Here is a 26,360-nt window from a genome sequence, read left to right as displayed (position 1 = left end):
CCACGTAAGTGGACTAGACCTCTTGCGGGTCCCCGGGCCACACTGTTCACGTGAAACATGTCATCGCCCTCGATGTGGGCGGCACCGGGATGAAGGCCGCCCTGATCGGGGCGGAAGGCGCTGTGCCTTCTGGGGGCGGCATCGATCAGCGGCTGCCGCCGCGGGCCCCCAGGCCCCCCGTGCTCCACCAGGCCCGCCGCGCCACCGGCCGCGAACGCGGACCGGACGCCGTCGTCGGAGGCATCCTCGACTTCGCCGCCGAGCTGCGCGCCTACGGCGACCTGCGCTTCGGCGAGCCCGCGGCCGCCGCCGGCGTCGCCGTCCCCGGCATCGTCGACGAGGAGCACGGCATCGCCACCTACTCGGCCAACCTCGGCTGGCATGACGTACCCCTGCGCGACCTGCTCGCCGACCGGCTCGGCGGCATCCCCGTCGCCCTCGGGCACGACGTGCGCACCGGCGGCCTCGCGGAGGGCCGGATCGGCGCGGGCCGGGGCGCCGACCGTTTCCTGTTCGTGCCGCTGGGCACCGGCATCGCGGGCGCGATCGGCATCGGCGGCCGGGTGGAGGCGGGCGCGCACGGCTTCGCGGGCGAGATCGGTCACATCGTCGTACGGCCCGGGGGAACCCCTTGTCCGTGCGGGCAGCGCGGCTGTCTGGAGCGGTATGCGTCGGCGGCGGCCGTCAGCGAGGCGTGGGCGGAGGCCTGCGAGGACCCCGAGGCGGACGCGGCCGACTGCGCGAAGGCCGTCACGTCCGGCGACCCGAACGCCGTACGAGTCTGGCAGGACGCCGTCGACGCCCTCGCCGACGGCCTGGTCACCGCGCTCACCCTGCTGGACCCGCGCACCCTGATCATCGGTGGCGGGCTGGCGGAGGCGGGGGAAACCTTGTTCACACCGCTACGGGAGGCGGTCCGGCGGCGGGTCACCTTCCAGAAGCCGCCGTCGATCGTTCCCGCAGCTCTGGGGGACACAGCCGGGTGCCTCGGTGCCGGGCTACTGGCATGGGATCTCCTCGACAAACCCGACCGTACGGAGGTATCTCCCTGATGGCAGCCCACCCAGGGGCGCGGGGAACTGCGCGACCAGCCACAACGCACCCGCAGACCGCGACGCGCAACGTGCCCCTCATCCTCTCCGGCGCCAACGTGGTAATGCCGACAGGAACCCTCAAAGAGGGTCAGGTGATCGTCGACGGCACGCGCATCGCCGGCACAGCCCCAGAGAGCGCCCGTCGCATCGACCTCACCGACCACTGGCTCGTGCCGGGCTTCGTGGACATCCACAATCACGGCGGCGGTGGAGCTTCGTTCACGTCAGGCACGCCAGACGACGTAGTCACCGGCATCCACACCCACCGCCTCCACGGCACCACCACCCTCGTCGCCTCGACGGTCACCGGCGACATGGACTTCCTCGCCCAGCGGGCCGGGCTGCTCTCCGAGCTGGCCGAGCAGGGGGAGATCGCCGGGATCCACTTCGAGGGACCGTTCATCTCCCCGTGCCGCAAGGGCGCCCACTCCGAGGAACTGCTGCGCGACCCGGACCCGGCGGAGGTCCGCAAGCTGATCGACGCGGCGCGCGGGAAGGCCAAGATGGTCACCCTCGCCACCGAACTCCCCGGCGGCATCGACTCCGTACGGCTGCTGGCCGAGCACGGCGTGATCGCGGCGGTCGGGCACACGGACGCGACGTACGAGCAGACGGTGGAGGCCATCGAGGCGGGCGCCACGGTCGCCACCCACCTCTTCAACGCCATGCCACAGCTCGGCCACCGCGCCCCCGGCCCCATCGCGGCCCTGCTGGAGGACGAGCGCGTCACCGTCGAGCTGATCAACGACGGCACGCACCTGCACCCGGCCGCGCTGGAACTGGCGTTCCACCGGGCGGGCGCGGCCCGCGTGGCGTTCATCACGGACGCGATGGACGCGGCCGGTTTCGGCGACGGCCGCTATCTGCTCGGCCCGCTGGAGGTGGAGGTCAGCGAGGGCGTGGCCCGCCTGGTGGAGGGCGGCTCGATCGCCGGCTCCACCCTCACCCTGGACCGCGCCTTCCAGCGGGCGGTGACGATCGACCGGCTGCCGGTGGAGGACGTGGTGGCCGCCCTGTCCGCCAACCCGGCCCGTCTCCTCGGCATGTACGACACCGTCGGCTCCCTGGAGCCGGGCAAGGACGCCGACCTGGTCGTCCTTGACGCCGATTTCGGCCTCAAAGGCGTGATGCGCCGGGGCGAATGGGTGGTCGATCCCCAACTGGGGTGATCTGTCCGGCTGTTGAGGGCGGCGGTTGTCCTGCGAAACTGGGACGACCGCCGCCCGTTTGGCATGATCAGCCGTCCGGGCGCACAGACGGCAAGCACAATCTGAGTATCTGAGTATCTTCGGGGGAGGTCGGCCCAGGTGATCCTCACGGTCACGCTGAACACCGCTCTCGACATCACCTATCGCGTACGGTCCCTGCGCCCGCACGCCTCCCACCGGGTGACGGAGGTCACCGAACGGCCGGGCGGCAAGGGCGTGAACGTGGCCCGTGTGCTCGCGGCCCTCGGGCACGGGGTGACGGTCACCGGCTTCGTGGGCGGCGCCACCGGACGCGTCGTACAGGAACAGCTCACCGCCACGCCGGGCGTGGTGGACGCACTCGTCCCGGTCGGCGGTGCCACCCGGCGCACGATCGCCGTCGTGGACGCACAGACCGGCGACACCACCCAGCTCAACGAACCCGGGCCGACGGTCACACCCGCCGAGTGGTCCGCCTTCCAGGAGGCGTACGAGGACCTGCTCGCGTCGGCGTCCGCGGTCGCGCTGTGCGGGAGCCTGCCACCGGGGGTACCGGTGGGGGCGTACGCCGGGCTGATCCGTACCGCGAGGTCGGCCGGTGTCCCCATACTCCTGGACACCAGCGGTGAGGCTCTGCGGCGCGGGGTGGCCGCCCGCCCGGACATCATCAAACCGAACGCCGACGAACTGGCCGAACTGACCGGCTCCCACGAGCCCGTACGGGCTACCCAGGACGCCCGCCGACGCGGCGCCCGGGCCGTCGTCGCCTCCCTGGGCGCCGAGGGCCTCCTCGCGGCGACCCCCGAGGGCCGCTGGCGAGCCACCCCACCCGCCCGCGTCCACGGCAACCCCACAGGCGCCGGCGACTCGGCGGTCGCGGGCCTGCTGTCGGGCCTGGTGGACCACCTGCCCTGGCCGGACCGCCTGACCCGCGCGGCCGCCCTGTCCGCGGCGACGGTCCTCGCCCCGGTGGCGGGCGAGTTCGACCGGGCGGCGTACGAGGAGCTGCTGGGGCGGGTGGCGGTGACGGGGGAGGTCAGCGCGGCGTGACGGCGCGACCTCGCGCTATCGCTTGACCTGCCCGGCCTTCAGCCACAGCTGGTCCAGCAGGACATCGCACTGGTCGCCGTTCTGGCAGGAGACCGAGATCGTGTTCGTGCCCTTGTTGAGGCTCGGGTAGGCGTAGGTCTGGGTCCAGCCCTTCGCGAAGTCGCCCTCCGGGGCATTGGCGAAGTTCCCCAGATTCAGCTTGGTGCCGAACACCTTGCCGTTGACGGTGAGCGTCATCTTCTGGTCCTTGCCGGGGACGCTGTAGCCCGCGAAGAGGGTGTAGACGCCGTCCTTCGGGATGTCGCTGACGGTCCACGTGACCTCGGCGCCCGTCTGGTCGAGCCCGGCCACATAGACGCCGCCCCCGGCGCTGGCGCCCTTGATCTCCGAGGCGGTCGACACACCACTCCCGAGCCGCAGCGCCTTCGCGTCGATCTTCGGCAGATCCACCGTGCTCGCCCCGCCGCTCTTGCTGCCCGACGGGCTCGGCTCCGAGCTCTGCGAGGTGGTCGGCGTGCCGGACGCCTGGTTGTCGCCCGCGCTGTTGTCGCCGTCGCCGTTCATCATCGCCACGCCGATGCCGATGACGACCGCGGCGACCACCGCGATGGCGCCGATCAGCAGCCCCTTGGTGTTGGGGCCGCGGCCCCGCCCCCCGCCGCCGGGCAGCGGCTGCTGGGTGGTGGGGGCGCCGCCCGGGAAGGTCTCGGGCGCGGCGTAGTGCGCGTTCGGCTGGCCCTGGGCGCCCTGCTGCTGCGGCGGGACCTGGCCGTACGGGGCGGTCGCGGCGGCCGGCGCCTGCTGCTGCCCGTACTGACGCTGGCCGACCGCCCGCACCCGGTTGACGGAGTTCGGGTAGCCGTAGCCACCGGACGGTGGCTGGGCCCCGTTGGCCTGCCCGTCCGCGTAGAGATAGCCGAACGGGTCGTCGTCCTCGGGCGTGCTCGCGCCGTTGTTGCCGGACGTCATCCCTGGTCTCCTAGGAGGTGCGGTGCGGATGCGAAATGTGCGGTGAGAAGGGCGAGCCTACCCGCTCCTGATGCCCCAAACGGGTGACTCGGATCGCATCAGCTCGCTGACCTGGGGGTCATCCCGCGCGTCTGTGCTGTTTGGGACGGGATCGTTTCTCGACGTACATCCGCTCGTCAGCGGATTTCAAGACCTCGTCCGCCGTCATCCCGCAGTGCGCCCAGCCGATGCCGAAGCTGGCGCCGACCCGCATGGCCCGTCCGTCGACCCGGATGGGCTGGATGATCTCGTTGCGCAGGCGTACGGCGAGGTCCTGGGCGTCGGCCCGGCCGAGCCCGTCGGCCAGGACGACGAACTCGTCGCCGCCGAGCCGGGCCACGGTGTCGCCGTCGCGGACGCCCCCGGACAGTCGCCGGGCGACCTCGATGAGGACCGCGTCTCCGGCGTTGTGCCCGAACCGGTCGTTGATCGACTTGAAGCCGTCGAGGTCGCAGAAGAGGACCGCGAGCCCCTTGGCGCCGTCGTCACGGTCACCCTCGGGGGCGACGGTGTGCACATGGTGGTCGTAGGCGTCGTACGTCTCGCTGCCGCCCGGCCGGAAGTCGAAGCCGTGGCCGCCCGTGTCGTGTACGGGATGGCCGTAGGCCGCGTCCACGGACTCCAGGGCGCCCGCCTGGGTGAGGCGCTGGCACAGGCGCGAGGAGAGGCGGGCGCGCAGTTCGGCGGAGTTGGGCAGGCCGGTGAGCGAGTCGTGGGAGGCGCGGTGGGCGAGCTGGAGCTCGCGGCGCTTGCGCTCCTCGATGTCCTCGACGTGGGTGAGCAGGAAGCGGGGTCCGTCGGCGGCGTCGGCGACGACGGAGTTGCGGAGCGAGACCCAGACGTAGGTGCCGTCGCGGCGGCCGAGGCGGAGTTCCGCGCGCCCGCCCTCGGCGGAGGTCCGCAGGAGCGTGCCTATGTCCTCCGGGTGGACGAGGTCGGAGAAGGCGTAGCGGCGCATCGCGGAGGCGGGGCGGCCCAGGAGGCGGCACAGGGCGTCGTTGGTCCTGAGGATCCGGCCGTGCTGGTCGCCGCCCATCTCGGCGATGGCCATGCCGGAGGGGGCGTACTCGAAGGCCTGCCTGAAGCTTTCCTCGCTGGCGCGCAGGGCCTGCTGCTCCCTTTCGAGCCTGACCAGTGCGCGCTGCATGTTGGCGCGTAGACGCGCGTTGCTGATCGCGATGGCGGCCTGGAACGCGTACATCTGGAGCGCCTCGCGTCCCCACGCGCCCGGTCGGCGGCCGTTGCGCGGCCGGTCCACGGAGAGCACGCCGATCAGCTCGCCGCAGGAGCCGCCGCCCGGCGCGGCGGGCGTGTACATCGGGGCGAAGAGCCGGTCCGAGGGGTGCCACTCGTCCTCGAAGCGGGGCGCGGGGCCGTCGGTGTACCACTGCGGTACGTCGTCGTCGTCGAGGACCCAGCCCTCGGTGTGCGGGATGAAGACCAGGTCGCCCCAGTGCTCGCCCATGCCCAGGCGGCGCTCCCAGGACTCGCGGGAGCCGACGCGGCCGGTGATGAGCGCCTCGGCGGCGGGGTTTCCGGAGAAGGCGGCGACGACGAGATCGCCGTCGGGGCGCACGAGGTTCACGCACGCCAGCTCGTACCCCAGCGCCTGGACCACGCCGTCGGCGACCGTCTGCAGTGTGTCCGCCAGGCTGCGGGCCGTGTTCATGTCGGCCATGACCTGGTGCAACTGTCGCAGGGACGCAAGGCGGACGTAGGGCTCCGACTCGCTCTCCATGCTCGCCCTCCCCCCGAGACCTCGCAGCGAATCAAGGGTTCTCATCGGCGTATCGTCCTAGCAGCTTCCCGCCACTGAATCACAGCGCGCTGCCCACTCGGTACACAGGGTCAACAATTAGCGCCCCTTGTGACTCAAGTCACAGCGAAAGATGAACAATTGAGTGGGGTTTCTGTGGTTTCCCTGTGCGTTTACTGAACGTAGGTTTTGCGCGCTTGGGGTGCCTCCAAGGGTCTACATGGCCCTCATGGGCCCTATGGACCCCCTGGACCCCTTGGCCCCATGGGCCTCCATGGCGGTCTCCGTCGCGGGTCCTACGCGGGTCCTAGGTCCGGGCTCCGCCCAGGGCCCGATGTGGTGCCCGCAGACCGGAGATTAGCGTTCCCGGCGTGCCGAAAACTCCCCTTGCCACATCCCCCACCCTCTCCCCGTCCGCCTCCGGGCATGCTGAGGGGGTGACCAACGACGAGTTCCGCGCCGCCATGTCCCGGCTGGCCGCGGGTGTGGTCCTGGTGACCGCCCAGGAGCCCTCACTCGACCCGAACGACCCCCAGGCGCCGGTCGGTGAGGATGTCGGCATGACGGCGACGGCGTTCATGTCGGTCTCCCTGGACCCGCCCCTGGTGCTGGTCAGCCTGCGCGAGGGCTCCCGCATGGACGACGTGCTCACCGAGCAGCCCCTGTGGGCCGTCTCCGTCCTCGCCGAGAGCCAGCGGCACATCGCCGGCCGCTTCGCCATGAAGGGCCGCCTCAGCGACCGCCTGCTCTTCCAGGACATCCCGTACATCCGCGGCGAGGCGACCGGCGCTCCCCTGGTGGGCGGCGCCCTGGCCACCCTGGAGTGCCGTACGGAGCAGCGGGTGCAGGCCGGCGACCACGTCCTGGTGATCGGCCGGGTCCTGACGGCGACGCTGCCGAGCGCGGACGGGAGGCCGCTGACGTATTTCCGGGGGCGGTACCGGCATTTGGGGTGACGTGCCGGTGGTGCCGGTGGTGGGTCCGCGGTGGTGGGTGCCTAGACCGGACGTACGTCCATACGCGCCACGCGCGCGGGATCCCAGACGATGTCGATCACGGCGATCCGGTCGCGTACGAAGGTGAAGGTCAGCACACGCTCCACGCGGCCGTCGACGAGCATGACCACCCCCGTCGCCCCGTCGACCAGGGCAGGCCGGCCGAGGCGGGCGCGGTGGGCAAAGGCGCCGGCGCCCCGCGCGACCGCCGCCGCGCCGGTCGTGACCCCGGCCTCGGTACGCACCAGGACATCCGGGTCCAGGACCGCGACCAACCCCTCGAAGTCGCCCTCCCGCGCCGCGGCCAGGAAGGCGTCGACGACCTCCCGCTGCCGGACGAGATCGGCATCCGGAACCCGGGCTCCCTGGACCCGACGCCGGGCCCGGCTGGCCAGCTGTCGCGCTGCCGCCGGTGACTTCCCGACGATCCCCGCGATCTCCTCGTACGGCACCGCGAACAGGTCGTGCAGCACGAAGGCCAGCCTCTCGGCAGGGCTCAGCGTCTCCAGCACGACGAGCAGGGCGGCACCCACCGAGTCGGCGAGCAGGGCGTCCTGCTCGGGATCGGTGGTGGTGGCGGCGGGGTCGGGTGCCGTACGGCCCGAAGTGTTCAGGGCGTCCAGGGCGTGCAAGGCGTCCAGCGGTTGCTCGGCGCGCGACCTGCGCGAGCGGAGCATGTCCAGGCAGACCCGGCCGACCACGGTCGTCAGCCAGCCCGCGAGGTTGTCCACCTGCCGGATGTCGGAGCGGCTCAGCCGGATCCAGGCCTCCTGCACGGCGTCGTCGGCCTCGGCGACCGAGCCGAGCATGCGGTGGGCGACGGCCCGAAGGTGGCCGCGGTGCGCCTCGAACCGCTGGGCAAGGAACTCGTCGTAGCTCATCTGTCCGTCACACCTCTGGTCGCGTCCCGTCGTCAGTGGTGTGACGTACGGAGCGACGCGGATGTGACAACGGGGAGGTGCCCGCCGAGGCGATGCCCTGCGGGTCTACCCCCAGTCCCGTCCGGACCGCCCCCGCTTGGTCTGCGAGCGCTGCTTCTTCTCCCGCAGCCGGCGTTCATTGATGCCGCGCGGGATCCGGGTGGGCCTGCGCGGCTTGGGAGGCGGGGCCGTCGCCTCGGCGAGGAGGGAGGCGAGGCGTACGGCGGCGGTCTCGCGGTTGCGCCACTGGGAGCGGTGCTCGGAGGCACGGACGGTGACGACGCCGTCGACGAGCCGCCCGGCCAGCCGGTCCAGGGCCCGCTGCTTCCACACCTCGGGCAGCGCCTCGGTCCTCGCGAGGTCGAAGCGCAGCTCCACCTGCGAGTCGCTGGTGTTGACGTGCTGGCCACCGGGTCCGGACGACCGCGAGAAACGCCACATGAGCTCGGCCTCCGGCAGGGAGACAGAGCCACGGATCACGTACGGACCAGACATGACGTCCATGTTCCCGGCTCTGACCGGTCCACGTCACCCCAATATCGCTCAGGTCTCGCTTACGTCGGCTACTTGGTAAAGAAAGTAAAGACGCGCGGAACCTTCGGTACCCCCGTCGGCGTTCCTAGGGGTAGCTGTAGCTTCTTGCCGTACGTAAAGCCGTACGTAAACGAGGGAAGGGACTCCCAACAATGGCTGTAAGCCTGTCCAAGGGTGGCAACGTCTCGCTCACCAAGGAGGCTCCGGGCCTGACCGCCGTCACCGTGGGCCTCGGCTGGGACGTCCGCACCACCACCGGCACGGACTTCGACCTCGACGCGTCCGCGATCGCGGTCAACCCGCAGGGCAAGGTCTACTCCGACGCCCACTTTGTCTTCTTCAACAACAAGCAGACCCCGGACCAGACCATCGTCCACACCGGCGACAACCGCACGGGCGAGGGCGCGGGCGACGACGAGGCGATCAACGTCAACCTGGCGGGCCTCCCGGCCGACGTCGACAAGATCGTCTTCCCGGTCTCCATCTACGACGCGGAGAACCGCTCGCAGAACTTCGGCCAGGTCCGCAACGCGTACATCCGCATCGTGAACCAGGCCGGCGGCACCGAGATCGCCCGCTACGACCTGTCGGAGGACGCGGCGACGGAGACGGCGATGGTCTTCGGCGAGCTGTACCGCAACGGCGCGGAGTGGAAGTTCCGCGCGGTCGGCCAGGGCTACGCGTCGGGTCTGGTGGGCATCGCGCAGGACTTCGGCGTGAACGTCTGAGGGACGCCTGTTTCATCTACGGAGCCCCTGGCCTTGTGGCTGGGGGCTCCGCTGCGGGCGAGCTTTCATGCAAGGACCGGGCACGCCAGTTCCGGGTGCGCGAGGTTCGGAGAACACGTCACCAGCGCCACGGACAAATACGAGGGACGTTCGAGGTAGAAACTGAGCGACACGTCACCGCCCCAACTCAGCTTATCCACAGACGAGTTGACGAGCAGCGCCAAGTGGGCGGTGTCGCGCTGCGCCTCGCAGGCGAATCGGAACGCATGCTCGGTCAGTCGCTCCCCCAGCCAGGCCGCAGCCTCTTTCGGCTCGTCCCAGGTCCCTCGCACCAGCGTGCGGGGCTTGATCAACCAGTAGGCGATCTCCAGCGGCGGTAGATCCTCGACAGGGAACTCCGCGACCACTTCCCGATACCGCTGGATCTGTTCCGGCTTGGCTCCCACCGGAGGCGGCTCGGGATGCTGAGGCCGCCGCAGCGCTTCATTGTCGAAACGCTGCTTCGGGCCGATCCGGATGGCACGGAATGGAGCCGACTCAGGTCCAGCCGGACCTGTCGGAAGCGTCCTTCGGAACGAGGACCACGCCGGGTGCCAGGACTCGGCCACGGCCCACGGGGGCAAACACGTCTGGTTCGAGCTCCGCGACCATCCCGCCCAGGGCTAGTGCTCTGACCGACATGGTTCACCGGGTTGGTGTTCGAGGCGTAGCTGCCTCACAAAGGACTCGTTACAAAGAATCCGTTGCAACAAGTCCTTTGCAACGCTACTTTTGCACGCATGAACGAGCCCCAGGACCCACAGGTCCGCAGTCTCGACGCCCGCTCCCTGCGTGGGCTCGCACACCCTCTGCGCATGCAGCTGCTGGACGCCCTGCGCTTCGGAGGTCCGGCCACCGCCTCGCAACTCGCCGAAAAGCTGGGCGAGTCGAGCGGCGCGACCAGCTACCACCTGCGACAGCTCGCCGCCCACGGCTTCATCGAGGACGCCCCCGAGCGGGGCAAGGGCCGGGAGCGGTGGTGGAAGGCGGCCCACCAGGGCCTGCGCTTCGACGACGCCCTGCTCACGGCCGCCAACCCGGACGTACGCGGGGCCGCCGACATGTACCTCCACGAGGTCGCGACCACCCAGACCCGGGACCTGTCGACCTGGCTCGGCAACCGCCACGCATGGCCGGAAGAGTGGAACCGCACCTGGGACATGAGCAGCGCGACGCTACGACTGACGCCCGAACTCACCCGAGAACTCGTCGAGAAGATGCACGCGCTCGTCGACACGTACCGCGACCGGGCCACCGACGAGGGCGACGCCGACACCGCTCAGGTACGCATCCACACACGCGCGTTCCCCCTCACCACGGAATGAGAGGCCACAGCCCGATGCACCCCGAGACCCACCTCGCGCTGCACCACACCCGCGCCGCCGAACTCCGTGCCGAAGCCGACGCCTACCGCCTCGCCACCGCGACCCGACGCCCCCGAGACCTCCGTATTCGCCTCGGCTGGACCCTCGTGGAGGTCGGCCTGCGGCTGGCCGCCACGCCCAAGACGGCAGCCGCTGTTCCCTAGCCCTGTGACCGCATGACTCGCCGGTTTTGGATCAGGCTGCAGTTTTGAGTGCCCGCTCCTGCTCGGTGTACAGGCTCGACTCCTCCCAGGCGGAAAGATCGAAGCCGTAGAGGCTGAGGCACTGTCAGACCCCTCTGCCACGATCGGCACATGGGATTCTTCGATGATCTGGTACTGCCGGAGGAGCCGGCCGCTGAGCGGACCGCGTTGGTCCGGCTGGGGCCGCCGGGAGCAGACGACGGGAAGTACGCGCCGCCCGTAGACAGGTTTGCGCCGGCGCTGCTGTCGCAGCTCGGGGTGGCCGGTGCCGGTCCGCACACCCGGGTGCTGCTGACGGGATGGTCGCTGTGGCCGCGTGCGGCCACGTTGCATCTGTCGGTCTTCCGCAAGACCCGCTGGCAGAGCGCGGACGCGGGCCGGCAGTCCGGGCTGCGGGTCGGCCTGCTGTTCTCCGACGGCCGCCGGGTGACCTCGTTGGATGGCACGGTGCAGCGGGGGGTGCAGTTCACGACGTCCTCGGGCCAGGTGACCGAGGCGGCGACGCAGCAGGCCATCGGGCTGATTCCGCTGGATCCGGGGCTGCACCATTCCCGCCGGTCCCTCTTCAAGACCGACGTCGACCTGTATCTGGCGGAACTCCCACCACCCGGCGAGGCACAGCTGGTCGTCGAGTGGCCGGACGAGGGCATATCCGAGACGCGCACCCCGATCGACGTGGCGGCACTGCATGCCGCGTCGGCGCGGGCGCTTGAGGTCTGGCCGGGGATCGAGCCGCCGGATCCGGCGGAGCAGCCGAGTTCCTTCGCGCACATGGAGATGAGCGGGCCGCCCGGCTTTCTGGCGCCGCCCCTGTCCCGGCGCCAGCGCGAGGAGCTGCGCCGTCAGGAGGAAGAGCGCCTGCGCTACGTGCCGCGGGCCGACTGGCAGCAACTCGGGTACCGGGACTGGGGAGACGCGGCGCTGATCAGGGCCCGGCTCGACGGGGGTGCGCCGCCCGATGCCCGTGTCGGATGGCGCGGCACCATTCCGCTGCACCTGGCGGCGGAACAAGGGGCGGCGGAGGCAGTGGTCGCGCTCCTGTCGCACAACGCGGAGCCCGACGCACGGGACGACGACGAGCACACGCCACTGTGGTACGCCGCCTGCAGCGCGGACGAGGGCAGCGTCCGCGCGCTGATCAACGCCGGGGCTGATGTGTGGACGCCACAGACAGGGCCCTGGTCGCCGGGCCGACTGCTGCTGACCACGTCGCTCGCACCGCTCGTCGCGGGCCTGCCGGGGGCAGCGGCGCTGCCCACCGAGGAGGCCGCCGCCTTCCGGGCAGCGGACGCGCTCATAGCGGCCTTCGGCGAGCAGGAACTGTGGACCGAAGGGCTCGGTATCGCCTTCGTACGAGAGCTGAGCGAGGACGAGCTGATCCGACGGCTGGGCGCCGACCCTGCACAGTGCCCGAAAGCAGACCCGGAGCACGCGCCCTTCGACCCGGAGGACTACAACGAGTCCCTCCGCTATGTGGGCGTGACAAGCGTGCCCGGCGACCCCGGCGGCTGCGTGATCACACAGGACGGGTACATGCCGAGCGACGACGCAGTGCTGCGTGCGATAACGGCGGACACCACTGCCTACGGCATCTACTTCAACCCCAAGGGCGGGACGTTCGGCGCCCTGGCCCGCGACGGAGAGGTCGTCGAGCGCGAGGAGATCGGCCTCGCGCCGCACGAGCCGGAGCCGCCCGCCCACTGGCACTTCCGCTTCTGGCAGCGACACCACGCCTTCCCCTACGGCGCCGACGCTCTTGCCTATGCCTGCGACGCGGCCGGCCTGCGGATCAGCGACGGCCGGGACGCGGCAGATCGCCGCGCTCCGCGTCGCTGGGTAGCACTGCCTTCACAGCTTCAGCGCTGAGTGCCCTTCTACAGAACGATCGCGTTGCCTCTTGATCTTTTTCACGCGTGTCACGGCGCCCTCGGTGCCGCCCGAGCTCCAGTGCAGGGTCAGCCCGGCGATCACGGCTTCGAGGTCGGAGGTCAGTCCGCGGGCGAAGCCGGTGATCCCGGACAGCTTCGCGGCACGGGCGGTGTTGATCCAGTCCGGCAGGTCGGCGCCGGTGCGCTGGGTGAGCATCTGGGCGAAATCCCGTACGAGTCCATGGGTTTGCTCCAGCTCCGGGCAGACGGCCAGCACTGCCTTGAGCTGCCGCTTCTCGTCCTCGGTGAGGGTGTCGGGGTGCCGGGTCATCCAGCCGGCAACGGTGCGGACCGAGGGCGCCGCGGCGGCCGGGACGGGCGCGTCGGGCCACTGCAGGCGGCTGCGGGCCCAGTCCCGCAGGCTGCTGTAGGGCACCGGATGACCGGGGCCGGCGAGCTCCTCGCGTACCTCGTGATGGTGATCGTGCCGTCGGTCTCGTCGATGCGCCGTTGCAGGTAGGGCTGGTGAATATCGAGGCGGCTGGTGCGGGAACGGCGTCCGGTAACCATGTCCTGCCAGCGGGCGGCGCGCGCATACCGCTGGACGGTGTGCCGCCCCCAGCCCAGGTGACGGGCGATGGCACGGAGCCCCATTTCCGTCTTCCGCCGTCCCGCCTTCCCCGTCATACTCCGGTCGTGGCGAGTGAGGCTTCTGAACATCTACGGGCCGTCGGACGCGAACTGCGGCTGCGACGTTTCATGGGACCGCTGCCGTTCGACGTGGACGAGTGGATGAGGAAGGGCCTGGAGACTGATCTGCCCCTGCCCGAACCGGGAGACGACGGCGGGAAGGAGGAGTGGGAGTACAACTTCAATGTGCGCAGTAGGTACTACGGCGGCACATATTTCCAGCTGCGTTACAGCCCTCAAAGGGGGGCGCATCTGGATGTCGGCGGCGGCGGCAGCTATCCCGCCGACCTGGAGGGGTGGCGCTCGGTGGTCGCCTATCTCAATCAGAACTTCGGCGGGTCGGTCTTCGACGTGCGGTACATCTGGCTCCACGGCAGCGACGCCTTGATGCGCGAGGCCGACGACAGGCACCAGTACCCGGTGGCCACCATCATGGCCGCTTCCACCAGGGAATTGCCGACCCCTGACAGCACGACATCCTCACCTCTGCCCTCCAGGGACAGGATGGCGAGGCGTCTGGCATGGCGACGTCGCCGATGGTGGCCCTGGGGCCGAGGGTAAAGGCGTGCATAGCCGAGTGCTTTGCAACTCATGGTCCAGGAGCCCAACTGGCTGCACGGATAGATCGGCCTCAGAGCGGTCCGAACCCGCCGTTCACGACCTCCGTCCCTAAGCGAGGAGAGCGGTCCATGGCATGCCATGGGCGGTGGCCGGGGGGCCATCGCCCATGCGTTGAGCTGTCCCGACGCCTACTCCGTACCGGGCGTCTTGCGCGTGGTCACGTTCATGCGGTTCCACGCGTTGACCGTGAAGATCAGCGCGATGAGCTGGGCGAGTTGCTTCTCGTCGAAGTGCTGGGCGGCCTCGTCGTAGACCTCGTCCGGCACGCCCTCGGGCAGCCGGGTGACGGCCTCGGTGAGCGCCAGGGCGGCCCGCTCCTGCGAGGTGTACAGGCTCGACTCCTCCCAGGCGGAGAGCTGATAGATGCGCTCCTCCGCCTCTCCGGCCTTGCGGGCGTCGGAGGTGTGGTAATCGATGCAGTACGCGCACCGGTTGATCTGGGAGGCGCGGATCTGCACCAGCTCCAGCAGGACGGGGTCGATGCCGTCACGGGCGGCGGCGTCGAGGGCCAGGACGGCCTTGAAGACCTTGGGGGCGACGGTCGAGAAGTTCATGCGCTCAGCCACCTGAAATGTTGTCATGCGATGAACCTATGAGCGGAAACGACCCTGGGTATGGTGCATTTCCGTGGCAGAAACTTGGGTCAATGAGCAGCCCCAGGACGCCGGAACCCAGCCGGGTCAGACCGCGGGTCAGACCGCAGGTCAGGCCGCAGGGACCGACCTCCACCTGGAGCTTTCCGGGGAAGGAAGCCTGCGGGGCCGGCTCATGCACGCCCTGCGGGGGGCCATACGGTCCGGCCGGCTGGCCCCCGGCACCCGGCTGCCGCCCTACCGGAGCCTCGCGGGCGACCTGGGGATCGCCCGCAACACCGTCGCCGACGCGTACGCCGAACTCGTAGAGGAGGGCTGGCTCACCGCCCGGCAGGGGTCCGGCACCCGGGTCGCCCGGCGTGCCGCGCCGCTCCAGCCGGACCATGCGCGCCGTCCTCAGCGGCAGACCCGGCGCCGTGTCCTGCACGACCTGATGCCCAGTTCGCCCGACGCGTCGGCCTTCCCGCGCGCGGCCTGGCTCAGCTCCGCCCGCCGGGCCCTGGCCGCGGCCCCCAACGACGCGTTCGGCGTGGGCGATCCGCGGGGCAGGGCCGAACTGCGCGACGCCCTGGCCGAGTACCTGGCACGCGCCAGGGGCGTGCGCACCGAGCCCGACCGGATCGTGATCTGCGCCGGCTTCGCCCACGGACTGCGGCTGCTGGGCAGCGTGTTGCGGGGGCCGGTCGCGGTGGAGTCGTACGGGCTGGACTTCCACCGGGGCATTCTCGGCGAAATGGGCCTGCCGACCGTCCCGTTGACGGTCGACTCCCACGGGGCGCGGATCGACGAGGTGCCGGACACCGGCGCGAAGGCCGTTCTGCTCACCCCCGCGCACCAGTTCCCCACCGGCGGACCACTGCACCCGCAACGCCGGGCGGCGGTCATCGACTGGGCCCGTTCCCACGGCGGGCTGCTCGTGGAGGACGACTACGACGGCGAGTTCCGCTACGACCGGCAGCCGGTAGACCCTACACCCTGGCAGCTTGGAAAGACCACAGGTCAGCGGCATGCGGAAGCCCCCACCGTGAGTCACAGCGACGCACGATGGGGGCCGTGTGGGGTCGGCTCAGGGGCCTAGCGCGCTGAGACGTACTCAGGGAGCGGGGCACCCTCGTACGTGGTCAGTGGGACAGCCCGGCGACGCTGGCGAGTCAGGTTGAGTTCCATGGTGCTTTCCGCTTGCTGCCGGAACAGCTCTTGAGCCTCTTCCTTGGTCGGTCCGGTCCACGGTTCGGACCAGGGGCTGACAGGTGCTGGATCGGTGAACGCAGCGAGGTATTCGGCGGAGTGTCGCCCGGGATGGGTCCGGCGCGTCCATGGCAGTACGGAGAGCACCCAGAGAAGGGCACGGGCGATAGCATCGCTCATGGTCGTTCAGCTCCTATGCAAGCTGTTCGGCAAGCCCCGATGGACCGGGCCTAATCGGTCTGTCGGGGCGTTTTGGTTTCAGTGGTTCCGAGGGGACAGGAAGGCCCCGCCCATGCGCCACGGGGGAGCAACGCACGGACGGGGCAGCCGACACGCTGAGCCTTGATTGCCGTCCTCAGCGCGCCGGGGTCATTCAGTCCGCTCTACGCGGGCATGGTCGGTGAACACGCGCCGGAAGGTGCCATGACCCGTCCGGCCAGCGTGGCGAAGGCACCACATCTGAACGGCGTCTTCGTCACCAGGGCCGGAAGTCTCCTTGCAGTCGGCCGCAGTGCAGAAGGCTTCCCGGGTGCACTCAAGGTCGGGCGCGTGCCGGATCGTGTGCGGGACATAGCGCATGACACTTCGGCTCATCCGGCTACCTCACTGGGTGCTGCCGGGTCATCTTCGTCCCCGTCTTCGTCGCCGTCATCGCTGGCGTTCGGTGAGGAAAGGCGCAGTCCCCGACTCTCAGCAATCCGCATCACATCGGTCAGGCACTCGGTGAGTCGGATTCCGGCGTACCTCACCTCAGCGTGCGGAGACATGGGGTCATCCAGCACCTTCCGCGCGGCCTTGAGCATGTCCTCAGCCATGGCAAGCTGCACGGCCTCAAAGTCGTCAGCGAGTCGGGACAGGAACCCCTCTCCGTCACTGCTCAGCAAGCATTGCTTGCCGTCGCCAGTCGTCCACGGGAGCAACCGGGGTCCGTGCCCTGATGACACGTCGGCAATGTGCTGCCGTCGCTGCCGGTCGCCGTCCGTTCTCTGCATCGCTTCGGTCCCCTCGCCGTTGGTCGGTAAGGGGGACCGTATGAGCACTCAGCGAGTCAATCCACGTGCGCTGAACGGTAGTTGTGAAGTCCAGCGCACCGAAGTACCACGCTCCGCAGTACCTAGCCAGCGACGCCTAGATGTGCCGCCATGCTGCGCATCTCTTCCGTCAGCGTCCGCTTGCGGGTCTTGAGAATGTCGGTCATGACGTATCGCGCCATGGGCTGATGGGTGATCCATCCTTCTGCGCGCTGCCTGATCTGCATCAGTTCGCACATGGCTTCCTGGTGTTCCCCAGTTGCGACGTACGCCTTAGCCACGTCCAGCCGGTGACGGTTCCAGTTGTTCGACGTGACCCCGCCGAGACTACGCAGACCGTTAGCGCTTACGGGGCCTTCATCGGCACGCCGTAGCACTCCGCGCACGTCCCCAGTCAGCGACAGATCTTCAATGGCCTTCATCTCCACCGTGGCCGGACCGAATCCGCCCCAGTGGTTCGGGAATCCGCTGTCTTCGCGGCCCATGGCGCTCGCTGCCGTCGCTGCCATCCTGCGGGCTTCCTGTGCCACGTCCGGGCGGTTGTTGCGCACGCTGGACGCAGCGACCCTGAGCCAGAGTTCACCCCACACGGCCAGATGATCAGTCGACGCCTCAGACAGCCGGGGTTCAATCTCCGCTGCCGTCTGCGCTGCAAGTTGCTCGCATTCGTCAAAGCGGTCTTGCCGCAGCAGCAACCAGCACATACCGACGACACCTGTAGCCGCTGTGAGGGTCTGGCCATTCTCTCGTGCAAGGCGGATCGCTTCGGCCAGCGCGTAGTAAGCCATGTCGTACTGCCTCACTTGCGTGAGGAATTGCCCTGTCATCAAGAGCACTTGAGAGCGCGCCATCATCGCGTGTTGCTGTTCTTCACCCTCAAGTGCGTTCACGGCAGCCTCAGAGCTACGCAGCAGCGGGGGCAGCAACTTTGCGACGGACGAATACCGGTCTTGCTCGTATAGCGCGCGGGCATCCCGGACCTTGTGCCGCATGGTGTCCAGTCCCCCGGGCTCCTCCGGGTCCCCTGTGAGAGGGGCAGCAAGCCCGATGGGTGGCATGAGCGCACGCCGTAGCTCCACCAGGTGGCGCCGGTTGGCATCATCCTGGGGACCGACCACAGATCGGGGCGCCTCAGTGGCGAACAGTGCGGACGTGGACACCCCCAGCGCGCGGGCAAGGGCATGCAGCGTCTCAACGCGTACGTCTCCGCCTTGCTCCACCTTGCGAACGGTGCTCAGCGAGAGGTCAGCCGCTTCCGCCAACCCCTCTTGGCTCAGTCCGGCCGTGCGCCGGTACTTCCGGATGTTGTCTGGCAACCCTGTGGACATCGGCACTCACCTCACGCTCAAGGGTATGCCCCCGCCGTAGCTGGGCAACGCGTATCGGTCAAGCGGGAGTGCACGCAAGAGATCATCTGACTCAGCGTCAGAACACGGAAAGCCCCGTACCGGCCACCAGTAAGGCAGCGGGTACGGGGCTCAAGATCACGAGTGCTACCGGCTAAAGCGGAATGACATACTCCGGAAGCTACCGGCTAAAGGCGGAGTGACACCCTCCGTTTACGTGGCCATGGACAGGTACCGGCGTCCGGTCCTCTCGGATACGCCGTAATGGTCAGCGACCATGCGGCCGGTCACGGGTCGGCCATGTCGAGAAGCCAGCACGGAAACAGCCGCGCGGATGTCCTCAGCGGAAGGCGGAGTGACCGGGGCTTCGCTTTCAGCGTCTGTCGCGCTGTCCTCAAAATCGGCCCACAGGTCATCCGGTGGCCAAACGCTCTCAGCGCCCTTCTGCGGGGCTGCCGTTGACTCCCTGGTCTCCGTCCCTGCCGAAGCGCCCGGCAGGCTCTCAGATGGCCGCTCAGCCTCGCTGCGATGCATTCGCCAAACGGTCAGCGGGAAGACGGCATGCAGCCCGGCGGACACCCATGTATCAACGGCGGACAGGGATTCGGTCGTGAGGACACCAGCCACATTCGCGGCCATGGCGACGGACACGGCCAGAGCAATGTCACGGCGTGACCGGACAGCCCAAACCATAAACAGATCGATGGCCACGGGAACGGCCGGAGCAACGGACTCAGGCACACCGTGCGCAAGGGCTAGGTCTCGCTGTGTCGCGTAGGAAATCACCATGGCCGCAGCAAGGGCCGCGTACCGGACAACGTCAGTTACGGATATGCGCCGGGTCACTCGGTATCAGCCCAATCAGTCACGCGCTGGTCATGCTCGGGAATCTGGAAGTCATCGCCAGCGGAAAGCCGGGCGAACATGCGTCGGTTACGCGCTGACAGGAAAGCCGTTCGGTCGGCGGGGTGGATCTCCCACAGCGGACGCCTTAGCTCTTCTTCGCTGAGGAGTAGGAAGGCAGCAACACGCGCCTTGTAATCGGGGGACATGGTCACTCTCAGGGCATAGGAAAGACCCGGCCAGCGAGTGACCAGGGCATCAAATGGGGGTCGTTCTCTCCGCGCAAACGCTCCAAGCTGCGGCGCTAGCTTTTTCCCTCCCTGCCGCGCTCCTGTCAGGCCCGGAGGGGGTCACCCCCCGGGTACATGTCTCAGAACGGCGGCTCTTCGCTCTCAGCGTCGCGCTTCTCTGTCCAGTGCTGCCATTCACGCTGAGCCTGTGACTGCCTCCGCCTCTCAGCGACAACACCACCAGCCTGGTTGCGGCCAGTCTCACGGTTATGGCAGCGCACACAAAGGGCTCTTAGGTGCTCGTGTGCATTCGGGTCAGAAACGCCACGCTTGACCAGTTCCTTGCGACTCAGCGGAAAGTGATCAGCAACCTTGGAAGGCTGACCACACAAGACGCACCATGCATTCATGTACAGGAATGACTCACGCTTGCGTGGCCAATCCTTGCCGTATGCGCTGGTTCCCTTCTCAGCGCGTCGGGCAGTCAGCATGTGCACATGATCGGGGCAGGCCCGTTCCTTACCGCTTATGGAGTTAGGACAGTTGGGTACGGCAGGGCAGGGGCGCCGGGGGCGGTATGGCATAGGGGGTCCATTCACAGAGACAGGGGCGCCTACGAAATTTCGGAGGTGGGGGTGTCGGTAATGGCGCTGAATAGCTCCGCATCACTGAGCCCATGGATTGCCGCCACGGTGTCTATCTCCTGCTGTACGTCGTCCAGTGGGTCTAGCTCATCTTCCGCAGAACACAGCATGTTCCGAATGGCTTGCACTAGGTGCGCTGCCTTCTCCGGATCGGCGTTTCCGACAGCGAGCATGGCGCGCAATTCGTCGGCATAGGTGAGCGCATATCTCAGGGATTGGGCCAGCGACTCGGCGTGTGAGGGCGCACAGTCATCAGCGAGCACGGGCGTACTCCTTCACGCCAGCACACACGCCAGCGAAGAGGTGGTCAGGGAAAAGTGCAGGTCACGAAACCTGGGGGTTTTTGCCGGCTCGGGGTGCCTGGTTGCAGTCGGGACCAGTGCGAGCGGGCAGCAAAAGGGCCGTACCACTGGTGGGTGGATTCCAGTGGCACGGCCCCTGGTGTGCTCAGGCGGTCCGCTTCCATGCCCGATAGCAAGCCAGGCACATTGACTTCCGGTATCCCAGGGAATCCGGCCGGGAAACGCCCCGGGCTATGAGCTGAGCGCGCGTCAGCGGGTAGAAGCAATTCACGTCCGCTGCCACGCCTAGACCGTCTTCCGTGCACAGTTCGCAGAACGGGCTATCAGCCATAGTGGCCAGCCCACAACTGCCGCAGCACGTCTAGCGGAATGGTCGGAGGCACCAGCGGATTGCCCGCAGCGTCATAGTGCGTGAGGTCAACCCATGTGTTACGCATTCGGACAGTGCCCCGGGTTACCGGCGCTGCACCAGGCTGAGGGAAGACCACATCAGCGGACGTGTGCGTGTCGGCAAAGCACGGGGCTCCGTTCCCGTCCCGGGGCCAAACCAGGTAAGCAGGCTGGCCGTTGAAGTCCGGCCCCGGGTCGAGTAGGTCATGTGCCATTACTGGACCAGCCATTCAGCCGCTAGCTTGTCGGCAAGATCAGCGCCGTGCCGCCGGGAAGCCGTGACAATCGCGTCCTCTAGCCGATCCGCAATGCGCATGTCTCGCTCCGGAAGGTCCCGCGCGAACAGGTCGTCAGGGTGCTGCCCGTGTAGCCGGTAATAGGCGCTACGTGCAAGGGAGCGGACAGCGTTTCGCTTTGCACGCTCAATCCAGAAGTTAGCCACAGCGGCAATCGGGTCAGCACCCTCATAGATGGCATCAGCGGCAGACTTCGAACCGACTTCCTGTAGCTCCGCGTCAAGCGCCTCCCACTGGCTGAGAAACGCAGTGTCCTTCTCCTGCTGTCGCTCAAGGCGCTCAGCGGCCTTCTCAGCCTGTCGGGCGGACTCAATGGACTCAACCTCAGCCAACTTCGCGGCAGCCGCCTGAGCAGCCTTACGCACCTTCTCAATGTCAATGGCAGTCATGGTGTCTCCTTTCAGTTGTTGGTGCCGTAGCCGCGCGCAATACGTGCTTCCGGCGTGATGTCCTCAGTGCTGGTGCTGGTCTCTCGCTGCGGAGCGTCGCCTAGCTGAGCGGCAGCCTTACGGGCAACCGTCGCGTAGCCCATGGCCATTCGCGTTGAAGGGTCGATCTCAACTCCGCGCGCCTCTGCGGCCTTTAGGTGCGAGACCATGGCGTCACCCTCGGCGCTGGCCGTAGAAGCAATGGACTCAAGGTGCTTGCGCTTGCGCTCAGGGTCGTTGGTGTCAATCGCGCCCGGGTCAACGGTGCGCATGAACCATGGTGTTTCAGTCATTGGGGGGGGAGTTCCTTTCAGGAGGGTTGGCGCCTACGAAATTTCGGAGGTGGTTAGTCCCAGTACCAGGACAGGTGATGCATCCTCGGGTCTTTCAGTCGAATTCCCGTGAAGCGCCTGCCGTACCGGTTGTAAACGCGCCTGTAGCCCGTGGCTTCCATCAGGCGAACGAAGTTGCTTACGGGGATGAACTCAGAGCCTTGTGCACGCGCGTATTCAGTGCACGCTCTATGGAGCACGGTGAGCGAAGTTTCGGCGTTTGCGTGCTCTTCGATGGTCTCTCCGACTACGGCCACGAATTGTGTGACGTATGCCTTGTCAGACTCGCTCAGTCTCGGCACTGTCACCACCCATTGCCAATAGGCGGAGAACAGCGAAAGCCGCGAACAGCTCTGCCCGGTGCCGCTCATCTCTCGGCACAATCGCGTGGCCTTCCAAGATGCGAAGTGCCTGAGTGGTTTCTATCGGTTCCATTGGGTCTCTCCCGAGCATGAAAAAAAGCCCCCGGCTAGCGCTGTCTCTCACTGTGTAGGCGGCAATTCCCGCAGTGAAGAGAACCGGCGCTAGCCGGGGGCTGGTCTTTGTGTGGTGCCCGGGGAAAAGGTTGCCGCCTACCCGAACAGTGGAGCACGCTTAACGCTGCCCTCTAACTGGTTCTAGGGAGTCGAAAGTGCGAGAAGGCGGAAATCCGCGAGATTCGAGCCGGCTCGGGGCATTCGTTATTCGACCGTTACGCTTTCTTGGCTGCCCGATAAAAGGCGGTCTTGCAGCGCGAAGAACAGAACCGGCGTGGTCGGCCAGCACCTTCCCAACCCGTGTTCTCTCCGCAGTGCTCGCAAGCCTTCTCCCAGCGCTCTTCGTCCAGCGCAAGCCTGACTGCCGTTCGCTGCCGTTCCCGCTCAGCCTGCATTTCCCGGCATGTGGCGCTGGTCTGCTCAGGCATGGCACAGACCCGCTGTTTGCCCCTCAGTGGCCGGAACGGGGCTCCGCATAGCTCACAGGTCATCTCGGCAGTCTTCGGCGCTCTGGCAGCCCTGTACGCGCTCATGCGGCAGCGAGCAGAGCAGTACAGCCGGTCAGCACGGGCACCTTCGGGGAGGTCAGCGCCGCAGCCCAAACAGTCGTACCGTCGCTCAGTCATGGGGTGTTCCTTATCTCGAATGCAGGGTTACGGGTCTCCCATTTGTTGCTAGGTATATGGGAGTTGTTTGGATGAGTGAGAACATTACATATTGGATTAGGAACAACTAACAGAGAGTAGTTAGTTGTTGAGTCCTTCGCGCTGTCTAGCCCTGTCGGCTGGCCCTGTGTGCTGCCTTCCGGCAACGGTCAGAGCAGAAGCGACGGTGACGCCCTACCCCGCTGTACTCAATGGCGTTGTCACAGGTAGGCGCTTCACAGCGGGGACCAGCCGCCTGGGTTTCTGCAAGGCGGAGCGCCGCCGCAATGGCCTGGTGCACGGTCGTGGCCTTATCGCTGTCCGGCTTCGCTATGGCATCCCATGCGAGCGATTCGGCGTTACGCAGTGCAGTCATAAGGTCAGTGGTCATGTGTACTTCCTAGGGACGTAATGAGACGGAACCCCTATCCGGCGGGACGGAACGGGGACGGAATGACTGAGGGGTGCGACGAAACGAGACGAAATGAGGCCAAGGAAAAGCCGCCCGGTCACGAAACCGGACGGCTCAACCCTCAGACAAGCGCGAGACCTTTACGGCTCTGCGCTTCCCGTTCCATATAGACAGACAGAAGACCGATGCGCTGAGCCTGTAGCTCCGCACTATTTCCAAGGTTGTCCCGGAAGGCGCGCACCAGGCGGCCCCTGTGGGATTCCTCTTCGGCCCAAGACATGATGTGTGCCCAGAACTTGTCAGCGCTCATGTGGTCTCTCCTCCGCGTTGCGCTCTCAGAATGGGTCTAGGGTGTCGAATGCCTAGACGTAACTGACGGATCGTCAGATTGGAGCGGCTGTTTCCCTGAGCGTGGGGGCGAGTGGTCCAGCGACAGCGGCGACCCTGTGAGGGCACGAAAAGACCCCGACCGGTCACGGGGACCAGCCGGGGCTAACAGGCGCTCAGACGGGCGCTCAGGTTCTCTCGGGGGGTTACGCGGCCAACGCTTCCGGCCAGCCCATGAGCGCCTGTTGTAGCGCCTCAAGCCGCCCTATGCGCTCCCGCGTCCGTACGCTGCCGTCCCCGGCCCTCACAGCGCCGTACAGGGCTTCCAGCTTCCGTGTGATCTGCCGCCACTCCAACTCGCGTTCCCATGCAGCTTCTTTGGCATCGTGGTCCGCCTGCCACTGTGCGCGCTCCGCGCTTGTCATATCCTGGTGCCTTCCCTCGGGAACACCGGTCCGGCTGTCACTCGCCAAAGTCCCGCCGGACCGGTGCCATTGATCTTTATTCGTGCTTACGCGGCTTGGGTCAGTTCCTCAACCTGCACAGGGTTTGCCCATTCGATAGTCACGCGCTCATCCCCCTTGAATCGCACGCCCTGTTTCGGTGCCCGGGTGACCGTGATCTGTTCAACGGCCAATCCGAACAGGTCTCGCCTCAGCGCGTCGTCGGCGTCTTCCCATGCTTCCGGGGCATCTCCGTTGAGCAAGAACGAAATGTCAATTGGTCCGCCGGACAGTTCCGATACGCGCTCTTCCGCTGCCGTTAGCCGGTCTTCGGCTTCCTTCTTCGCTGGCAACCGGTACTTGGCCGAACGACCGGAGTAAAACCCTGCCCGGTCGTCTGCGTGGAACTTGTCTAGGGCTGCCTCGGCGGCTTTCAGTGTCGCCATGGCTTCCTGTAGCTCCGCCGACTCCTCCGGCTTCGTAAGAGCCTCCCAGCGCTGCGCAACGGCGTGTATCAGTGGGTCGTCAATCTCGGCAGCATGCATGCGGGCAAGCCAGCGGCCTACGGCGTACGCCTCTAGCGATTCACGCCACACTGACGCCGGGTTCTCACATGCTCCGCCGGAAGCCCGAAGCTGACAGTTGTACGACTTTCCGTCAGCCACCATCGCGTTTCCGCATGAGGCGCAGCGAAGCCGACCAGCCAGCAATGCCTTTGCGCGTCCCGGGCGGGGCGTGTTGTCAATGATCTGATGCCCGCTAAGGACACGGCGCGCTTTGGCGGCAAGCTCAGCGGGAATCATGTGCGGCAGCACTTCGTCAGTCACGCACCGGACACGTTCCCCAGCATCGTTGAGGTAGTGAACCGGTGCCTTATGCGACTTCCCGCCGGGGGACACTGTGAGCCACCCCTCAAAGACAGGGTGAATGACGATTGCCCGGATGGAGTCCGCGCGCCATGTCTTGCCCGTCGCTGACTTGACGCCTTCGGTGTTGAACTTCCTTGCCAGCGCGCGCGAGGACGTGCCTTCGGCAATCTCCTTGAAGATGCGGCAGACCACATCCCACGGGGAATAGTCCTTGCCCTTGATAAGGGTTGTTTTCGGGGACAGCTTCCGCGCCTTGTCGGCAACCAGCCCGAATGGTGCGCGGGCAAGCCAACGCCCCTCATTCCGCTGCCGGTTCTTCGTGTTGCGGACGTTGTACGAGAGTCGCTGTGAGTACTCCCGCGCATCTTCCGCTCGCTGAATGATCCAGCGCCGGTCACGTTCGTTGGACGAGTCAAGTTGCTCGTAGTCGAAGATGACACGCGCCGTGCCAAGAATTGGCCCGATGGCTTCAATGCCCTTACGGCTGAACCTATCCAGTGCGTAGCACCACAGCGCAGGCACTTCCCCGTCAAGAACGGCTTTCATGGCAGCGTCATACTTCGGGCGCTCAACGTCGCTGTACGCGCTCAGGTTCTCGCGCCATACCTTGCGGACGGTGTAGCCGTTCTCGTCTGCCCAGCGTCGCCCCCGCTCTTCCTGTGCCCGGAGTGAGAGCGCGTTCTCACCTTCACGAACGATCTTCGACTTCCTGACCAACAGGTCAACTTCTGGCCTGTCGGCCTTGCTCTGCGTTCCGGGCATCGTGCCCCCATGTGCCGAAGTGGATTCCTCGGACACGTGTGAGCGAGTGGAACGCCTTCCTGCGCTGACTGCCATGGCCGGTCCCCCTTCTGACCAGCGGAAACGGCCCGCTAACCGGAAGGTCCCAGGGTGTTGGACCTACACCGGTCGGCGCGGTGCAGGGCCTCGATCCCGAGCGGGTCGTCCATATCGGCTCGACCAGCAAGAGTCTGTCACCGGCGCTACGGCTGGGGTGGATGGTGCTGCCGGGATGGCTCGTCGACGACGTGCTCGCCGCCAAGGGGCCCCGGGAGATGTGGTCGGGCGTCAGCGACCAGCTCACCCTCGCCGACTTCATCGCCGGCGGCTCCTACGACCGGCATCTGCGCCGGATGCGGCAGCGCTACCGGCGCCGCCGCGACCTGTTGGTGAGTACGCTCGCCGAGCGCGCCCCGCATATCAGCGTCAGCGGCATCGCGGCAGGCCTGCACGCCGTCCTCGAACTGCCGGAGAACACCGAGGACGCGGCCCTGCGCGCGGCTCGGCGGCAGGGACTGGCCCTCGACGGGCTGCGCCCCTACCGCCACCCGGACAGCAGGATGCCCCCGCGCGACGGCCTGGTCATCGGCTACGGCACCCCGCCGGAACACGCCTTCGCGGCGGCCTTGGACGCGCTGTGCCTGGCCCTGCCCGATCCACCCGATCCACCCGAGGACCCCGATGACCGCGGCCCTTGACCGCTCCCTGGCCGGGCGTGGCGGCAACGTC

At 67.5% G+C, this 26,360-nt stretch carries 24 protein-coding genes and 2 pseudogenes; 11 read left to right on the top strand and 15 right to left on the bottom strand.

The features are described from left to right. The first annotated feature begins 50 nt into the window (after positions 1–50). The 3 genes from CLM62_RS25895 to CLM62_RS25885 all read left to right on the top strand — a co-directional run bounded on the left by CLM62_RS25895 (position 51) and on the right by CLM62_RS25885 (position 3,331). A complete protein-coding gene (locus CLM62_RS25895) occupies positions 51–1,052 on the top strand; it encodes an ROK family protein (protein ID WP_095752302.1) in 1,002 nt (333 codons plus the stop codon). Between the two features lie 104 nt (positions 1,053–1,156). Beyond that, complete coding sequence (gene nagA, locus CLM62_RS25890) at positions 1,157–2,263, top strand: N-acetylglucosamine-6-phosphate deacetylase (protein WP_095752345.1); 1,107 nt, start codon at positions 1,157–1,159, stop codon at positions 2,261–2,263. 138 nt (positions 2,264–2,401) lie between these two features. Further along, positions 2,402–3,331 carry a 1-phosphofructokinase family hexose kinase gene (locus CLM62_RS25885; protein WP_095752301.1) on the top strand — a complete coding sequence of 310 codons (930 nt, stop codon included), beginning with the start codon at positions 2,402–2,404 and terminating at the stop codon, positions 3,329–3,331. 15 nt (positions 3,332–3,346) lie between these two features. Here CLM62_RS25885 and CLM62_RS25880 read toward each other — a convergent pair whose 3' ends face one another. Then, positions 3,347–4,300, bottom strand: coding sequence for a carbohydrate-binding protein (locus CLM62_RS25880; RefSeq protein ID WP_095752300.1), 954 nt, complete (start codon positions 4,298–4,300; stop codon positions 3,347–3,349). A 118-nt stretch (positions 4,301–4,418) separates the two neighbouring features. Further along, positions 4,419–6,077: a diguanylate cyclase CdgB gene (cdgB, locus tag CLM62_RS25875; RefSeq protein WP_095752299.1), complete on the bottom strand. Its 1,659-nt coding sequence runs from the start codon at positions 6,075–6,077 to the stop codon at positions 4,419–4,421. Between the two features lie 389 nt (positions 6,078–6,466). Between cdgB and CLM62_RS25870 the strand changes: the two genes are divergently transcribed. Beyond that, positions 6,467–7,051 carry a flavin reductase family protein gene (locus CLM62_RS25870; RefSeq protein ID WP_257004089.1) on the top strand — a complete coding sequence of 195 codons (585 nt, stop codon included), beginning with the start codon at positions 6,467–6,469 and terminating at the stop codon, positions 7,049–7,051. Positions 7,052–7,092: 41 nt separating this feature from the next. On the opposite strand, the gene CLM62_RS25865 is transcribed toward CLM62_RS25870, so the two are convergent. Beyond that, entirely contained in the window at positions 7,093–7,971 is an 879-nt protein-coding gene (locus tag CLM62_RS25865; protein WP_095752298.1) for a sigma-70 family RNA polymerase sigma factor, read from the bottom strand. 105 nt (positions 7,972–8,076) lie between these two features. After that, the gene (arfB, locus tag CLM62_RS25860; protein ID WP_095752297.1) at positions 8,077–8,514 is read right to left on the bottom strand and encodes an alternative ribosome rescue aminoacyl-tRNA hydrolase ArfB; all 438 of its coding nucleotides are present in this window, start codon (positions 8,512–8,514) and stop codon (positions 8,077–8,079) included. 182 nt (positions 8,515–8,696) lie between these two features. On the opposite strand from arfB, the gene CLM62_RS25855 reads away from it, so the two are divergent. Then, a complete protein-coding gene (locus CLM62_RS25855) occupies positions 8,697–9,272 on the top strand; it encodes a TerD family protein (protein WP_095752296.1) in 576 nt (191 codons plus the stop codon). Between the two features lie 65 nt (positions 9,273–9,337). Here the strand turns inward: CLM62_RS25855 and CLM62_RS25850 are convergent, their stop codons facing one another. Beyond that, positions 9,338–9,790 carry a hypothetical protein gene (locus tag CLM62_RS25850; RefSeq protein WP_095752343.1) on the bottom strand — a complete coding sequence of 151 codons (453 nt, stop codon included), beginning with the start codon at positions 9,788–9,790 and terminating at the stop codon, positions 9,338–9,340. A gap of 261 nt (positions 9,791–10,051) precedes the next feature. Between CLM62_RS25850 and CLM62_RS25845 the strand changes: the two genes are divergently transcribed. The 3 genes from CLM62_RS25845 (at position 10,052) to CLM62_RS25835 (ending at position 12,744) form a co-directional block, all read left to right on the top strand. Continuing rightward, entirely contained in the window at positions 10,052–10,636 is a 585-nt protein-coding gene (locus tag CLM62_RS25845; protein ID WP_095752295.1) for a helix-turn-helix domain-containing protein, read from the top strand. Between the two features lie 14 nt (positions 10,637–10,650). Beyond that, a complete protein-coding gene (locus CLM62_RS25840) occupies positions 10,651–10,839 on the top strand; it encodes a hypothetical protein (RefSeq protein WP_095752294.1) in 189 nt (62 codons plus the stop codon). Between the two features lie 150 nt (positions 10,840–10,989). Further along, a complete protein-coding gene (locus CLM62_RS25835) occupies positions 10,990–12,744 on the top strand; it encodes an ankyrin repeat domain-containing protein (protein WP_095752293.1) in 1,755 nt (584 codons plus the stop codon). On the opposite strand, the gene CLM62_RS25830 is transcribed toward CLM62_RS25835, so the two are convergent. Next, positions 12,727–13,182 carry a transposase gene (locus tag CLM62_RS25830; protein ID WP_095752292.1) on the bottom strand — a complete coding sequence of 152 codons (456 nt, stop codon included), beginning with the start codon at positions 13,180–13,182 and terminating at the stop codon, positions 12,727–12,729. The two genes, CLM62_RS25835 and CLM62_RS25830, sit on opposite strands and share 18 nt — an antisense overlap. Positions 13,183–13,442: 260 nt before the next feature. Between CLM62_RS25830 and CLM62_RS25825 the strand changes: the two genes are divergently transcribed. Then, complete coding sequence (locus CLM62_RS25825) at positions 13,443–13,997, top strand: hypothetical protein (protein ID WP_143659146.1); 555 nt, start codon at positions 13,443–13,445, stop codon at positions 13,995–13,997. A 188-nt stretch (positions 13,998–14,185) separates the two neighbouring features. On the opposite strand, the gene CLM62_RS25820 is transcribed toward CLM62_RS25825, so the two are convergent. Beyond that, positions 14,186–14,611, bottom strand: a complete 426-nt coding sequence (locus CLM62_RS25820) for a carboxymuconolactone decarboxylase family protein (RefSeq protein WP_095752290.1) — start codon at positions 14,609–14,611, stop codon at positions 14,186–14,188. Between the two features lie 73 nt (positions 14,612–14,684). Here CLM62_RS25820 and CLM62_RS25815 point away from each other — a divergent pair. Continuing rightward, a pseudogene (locus CLM62_RS25815) lies at positions 14,685–15,614 on the top strand (PLP-dependent aminotransferase family protein); the annotation flags it as partial. A 1,338-nt stretch (positions 15,615–16,952) separates the two neighbouring features. Here CLM62_RS25815 and CLM62_RS25800 read toward each other — a convergent pair. The 8 genes from CLM62_RS25800 to CLM62_RS25755 form a co-directional block, all read right to left on the bottom strand. Next, the gene (locus tag CLM62_RS25800) at positions 16,953–18,197 is read right to left on the bottom strand and encodes a helix-turn-helix domain-containing protein (RefSeq protein ID WP_095752287.1); all 1,245 of its coding nucleotides are present in this window, start codon (positions 18,195–18,197) and stop codon (positions 16,953–16,955) included. Positions 18,198–18,428: 231 nt separating this feature from the next. Next, on the bottom strand, positions 18,429–19,061 hold the full coding sequence (locus CLM62_RS53175) for a DUF2637 domain-containing protein (RefSeq protein ID WP_095752286.1): 633 nt from the start codon (positions 19,059–19,061) through the stop codon (positions 18,429–18,431). After that, the gene (locus CLM62_RS25790) at positions 19,058–19,273 is read right to left on the bottom strand and encodes a hypothetical protein (RefSeq protein ID WP_143659145.1); all 216 of its coding nucleotides are present in this window, start codon (positions 19,271–19,273) and stop codon (positions 19,058–19,060) included. Before CLM62_RS25790 ends, CLM62_RS53175 begins: the two co-directional genes overlap by 4 nt. Before the next feature lie 628 nt (positions 19,274–19,901). Continuing rightward, the gene (locus CLM62_RS25780) at positions 19,902–20,195 is read right to left on the bottom strand and encodes a hypothetical protein (protein ID WP_095752283.1); all 294 of its coding nucleotides are present in this window, start codon (positions 20,193–20,195) and stop codon (positions 19,902–19,904) included. Between the two features lie 643 nt (positions 20,196–20,838). Then, positions 20,839–21,309 (bottom strand): hypothetical protein, encoded by a 471-nt coding sequence (locus CLM62_RS25775; protein ID WP_095752282.1) that lies wholly within the window; start codon positions 21,307–21,309, stop codon positions 20,839–20,841. Between the two features lie 11 nt (positions 21,310–21,320). Then, positions 21,321–21,641, bottom strand: a complete 321-nt coding sequence (locus tag CLM62_RS25770; RefSeq protein WP_143659144.1) for a hypothetical protein — start codon at positions 21,639–21,641, stop codon at positions 21,321–21,323. Between the two features lie 1,692 nt (positions 21,642–23,333). Further along, complete coding sequence (locus CLM62_RS25765; RefSeq protein ID WP_095752280.1) at positions 23,334–23,522, bottom strand: hypothetical protein; 189 nt, start codon at positions 23,520–23,522, stop codon at positions 23,334–23,336. Between the two features lie 528 nt (positions 23,523–24,050). Beyond that, complete coding sequence (locus CLM62_RS25755) at positions 24,051–25,613, bottom strand: recombinase family protein (protein ID WP_179382231.1); 1,563 nt, start codon at positions 25,611–25,613, stop codon at positions 24,051–24,053. A 143-nt stretch (positions 25,614–25,756) separates the two neighbouring features. Here CLM62_RS25755 and CLM62_RS25750 point away from each other — a divergent pair. Then, positions 25,757–26,329, top strand: a pseudogene (locus tag CLM62_RS25750) (aminotransferase class I/II-fold pyridoxal phosphate-dependent enzyme); the annotation flags it as partial. Positions 26,330–26,360: the final 31 nt, after the last annotated feature.

The organism is Streptomyces sp. SA15 (assembly GCF_002291145.1).
In the GTDB taxonomy this organism is placed as follows: Bacteria; Actinomycetota; Actinomycetes; order Streptomycetales; family Streptomycetaceae; genus Streptomyces.
This window is presented reverse-complemented; position numbering and strand designations above follow the sequence as displayed.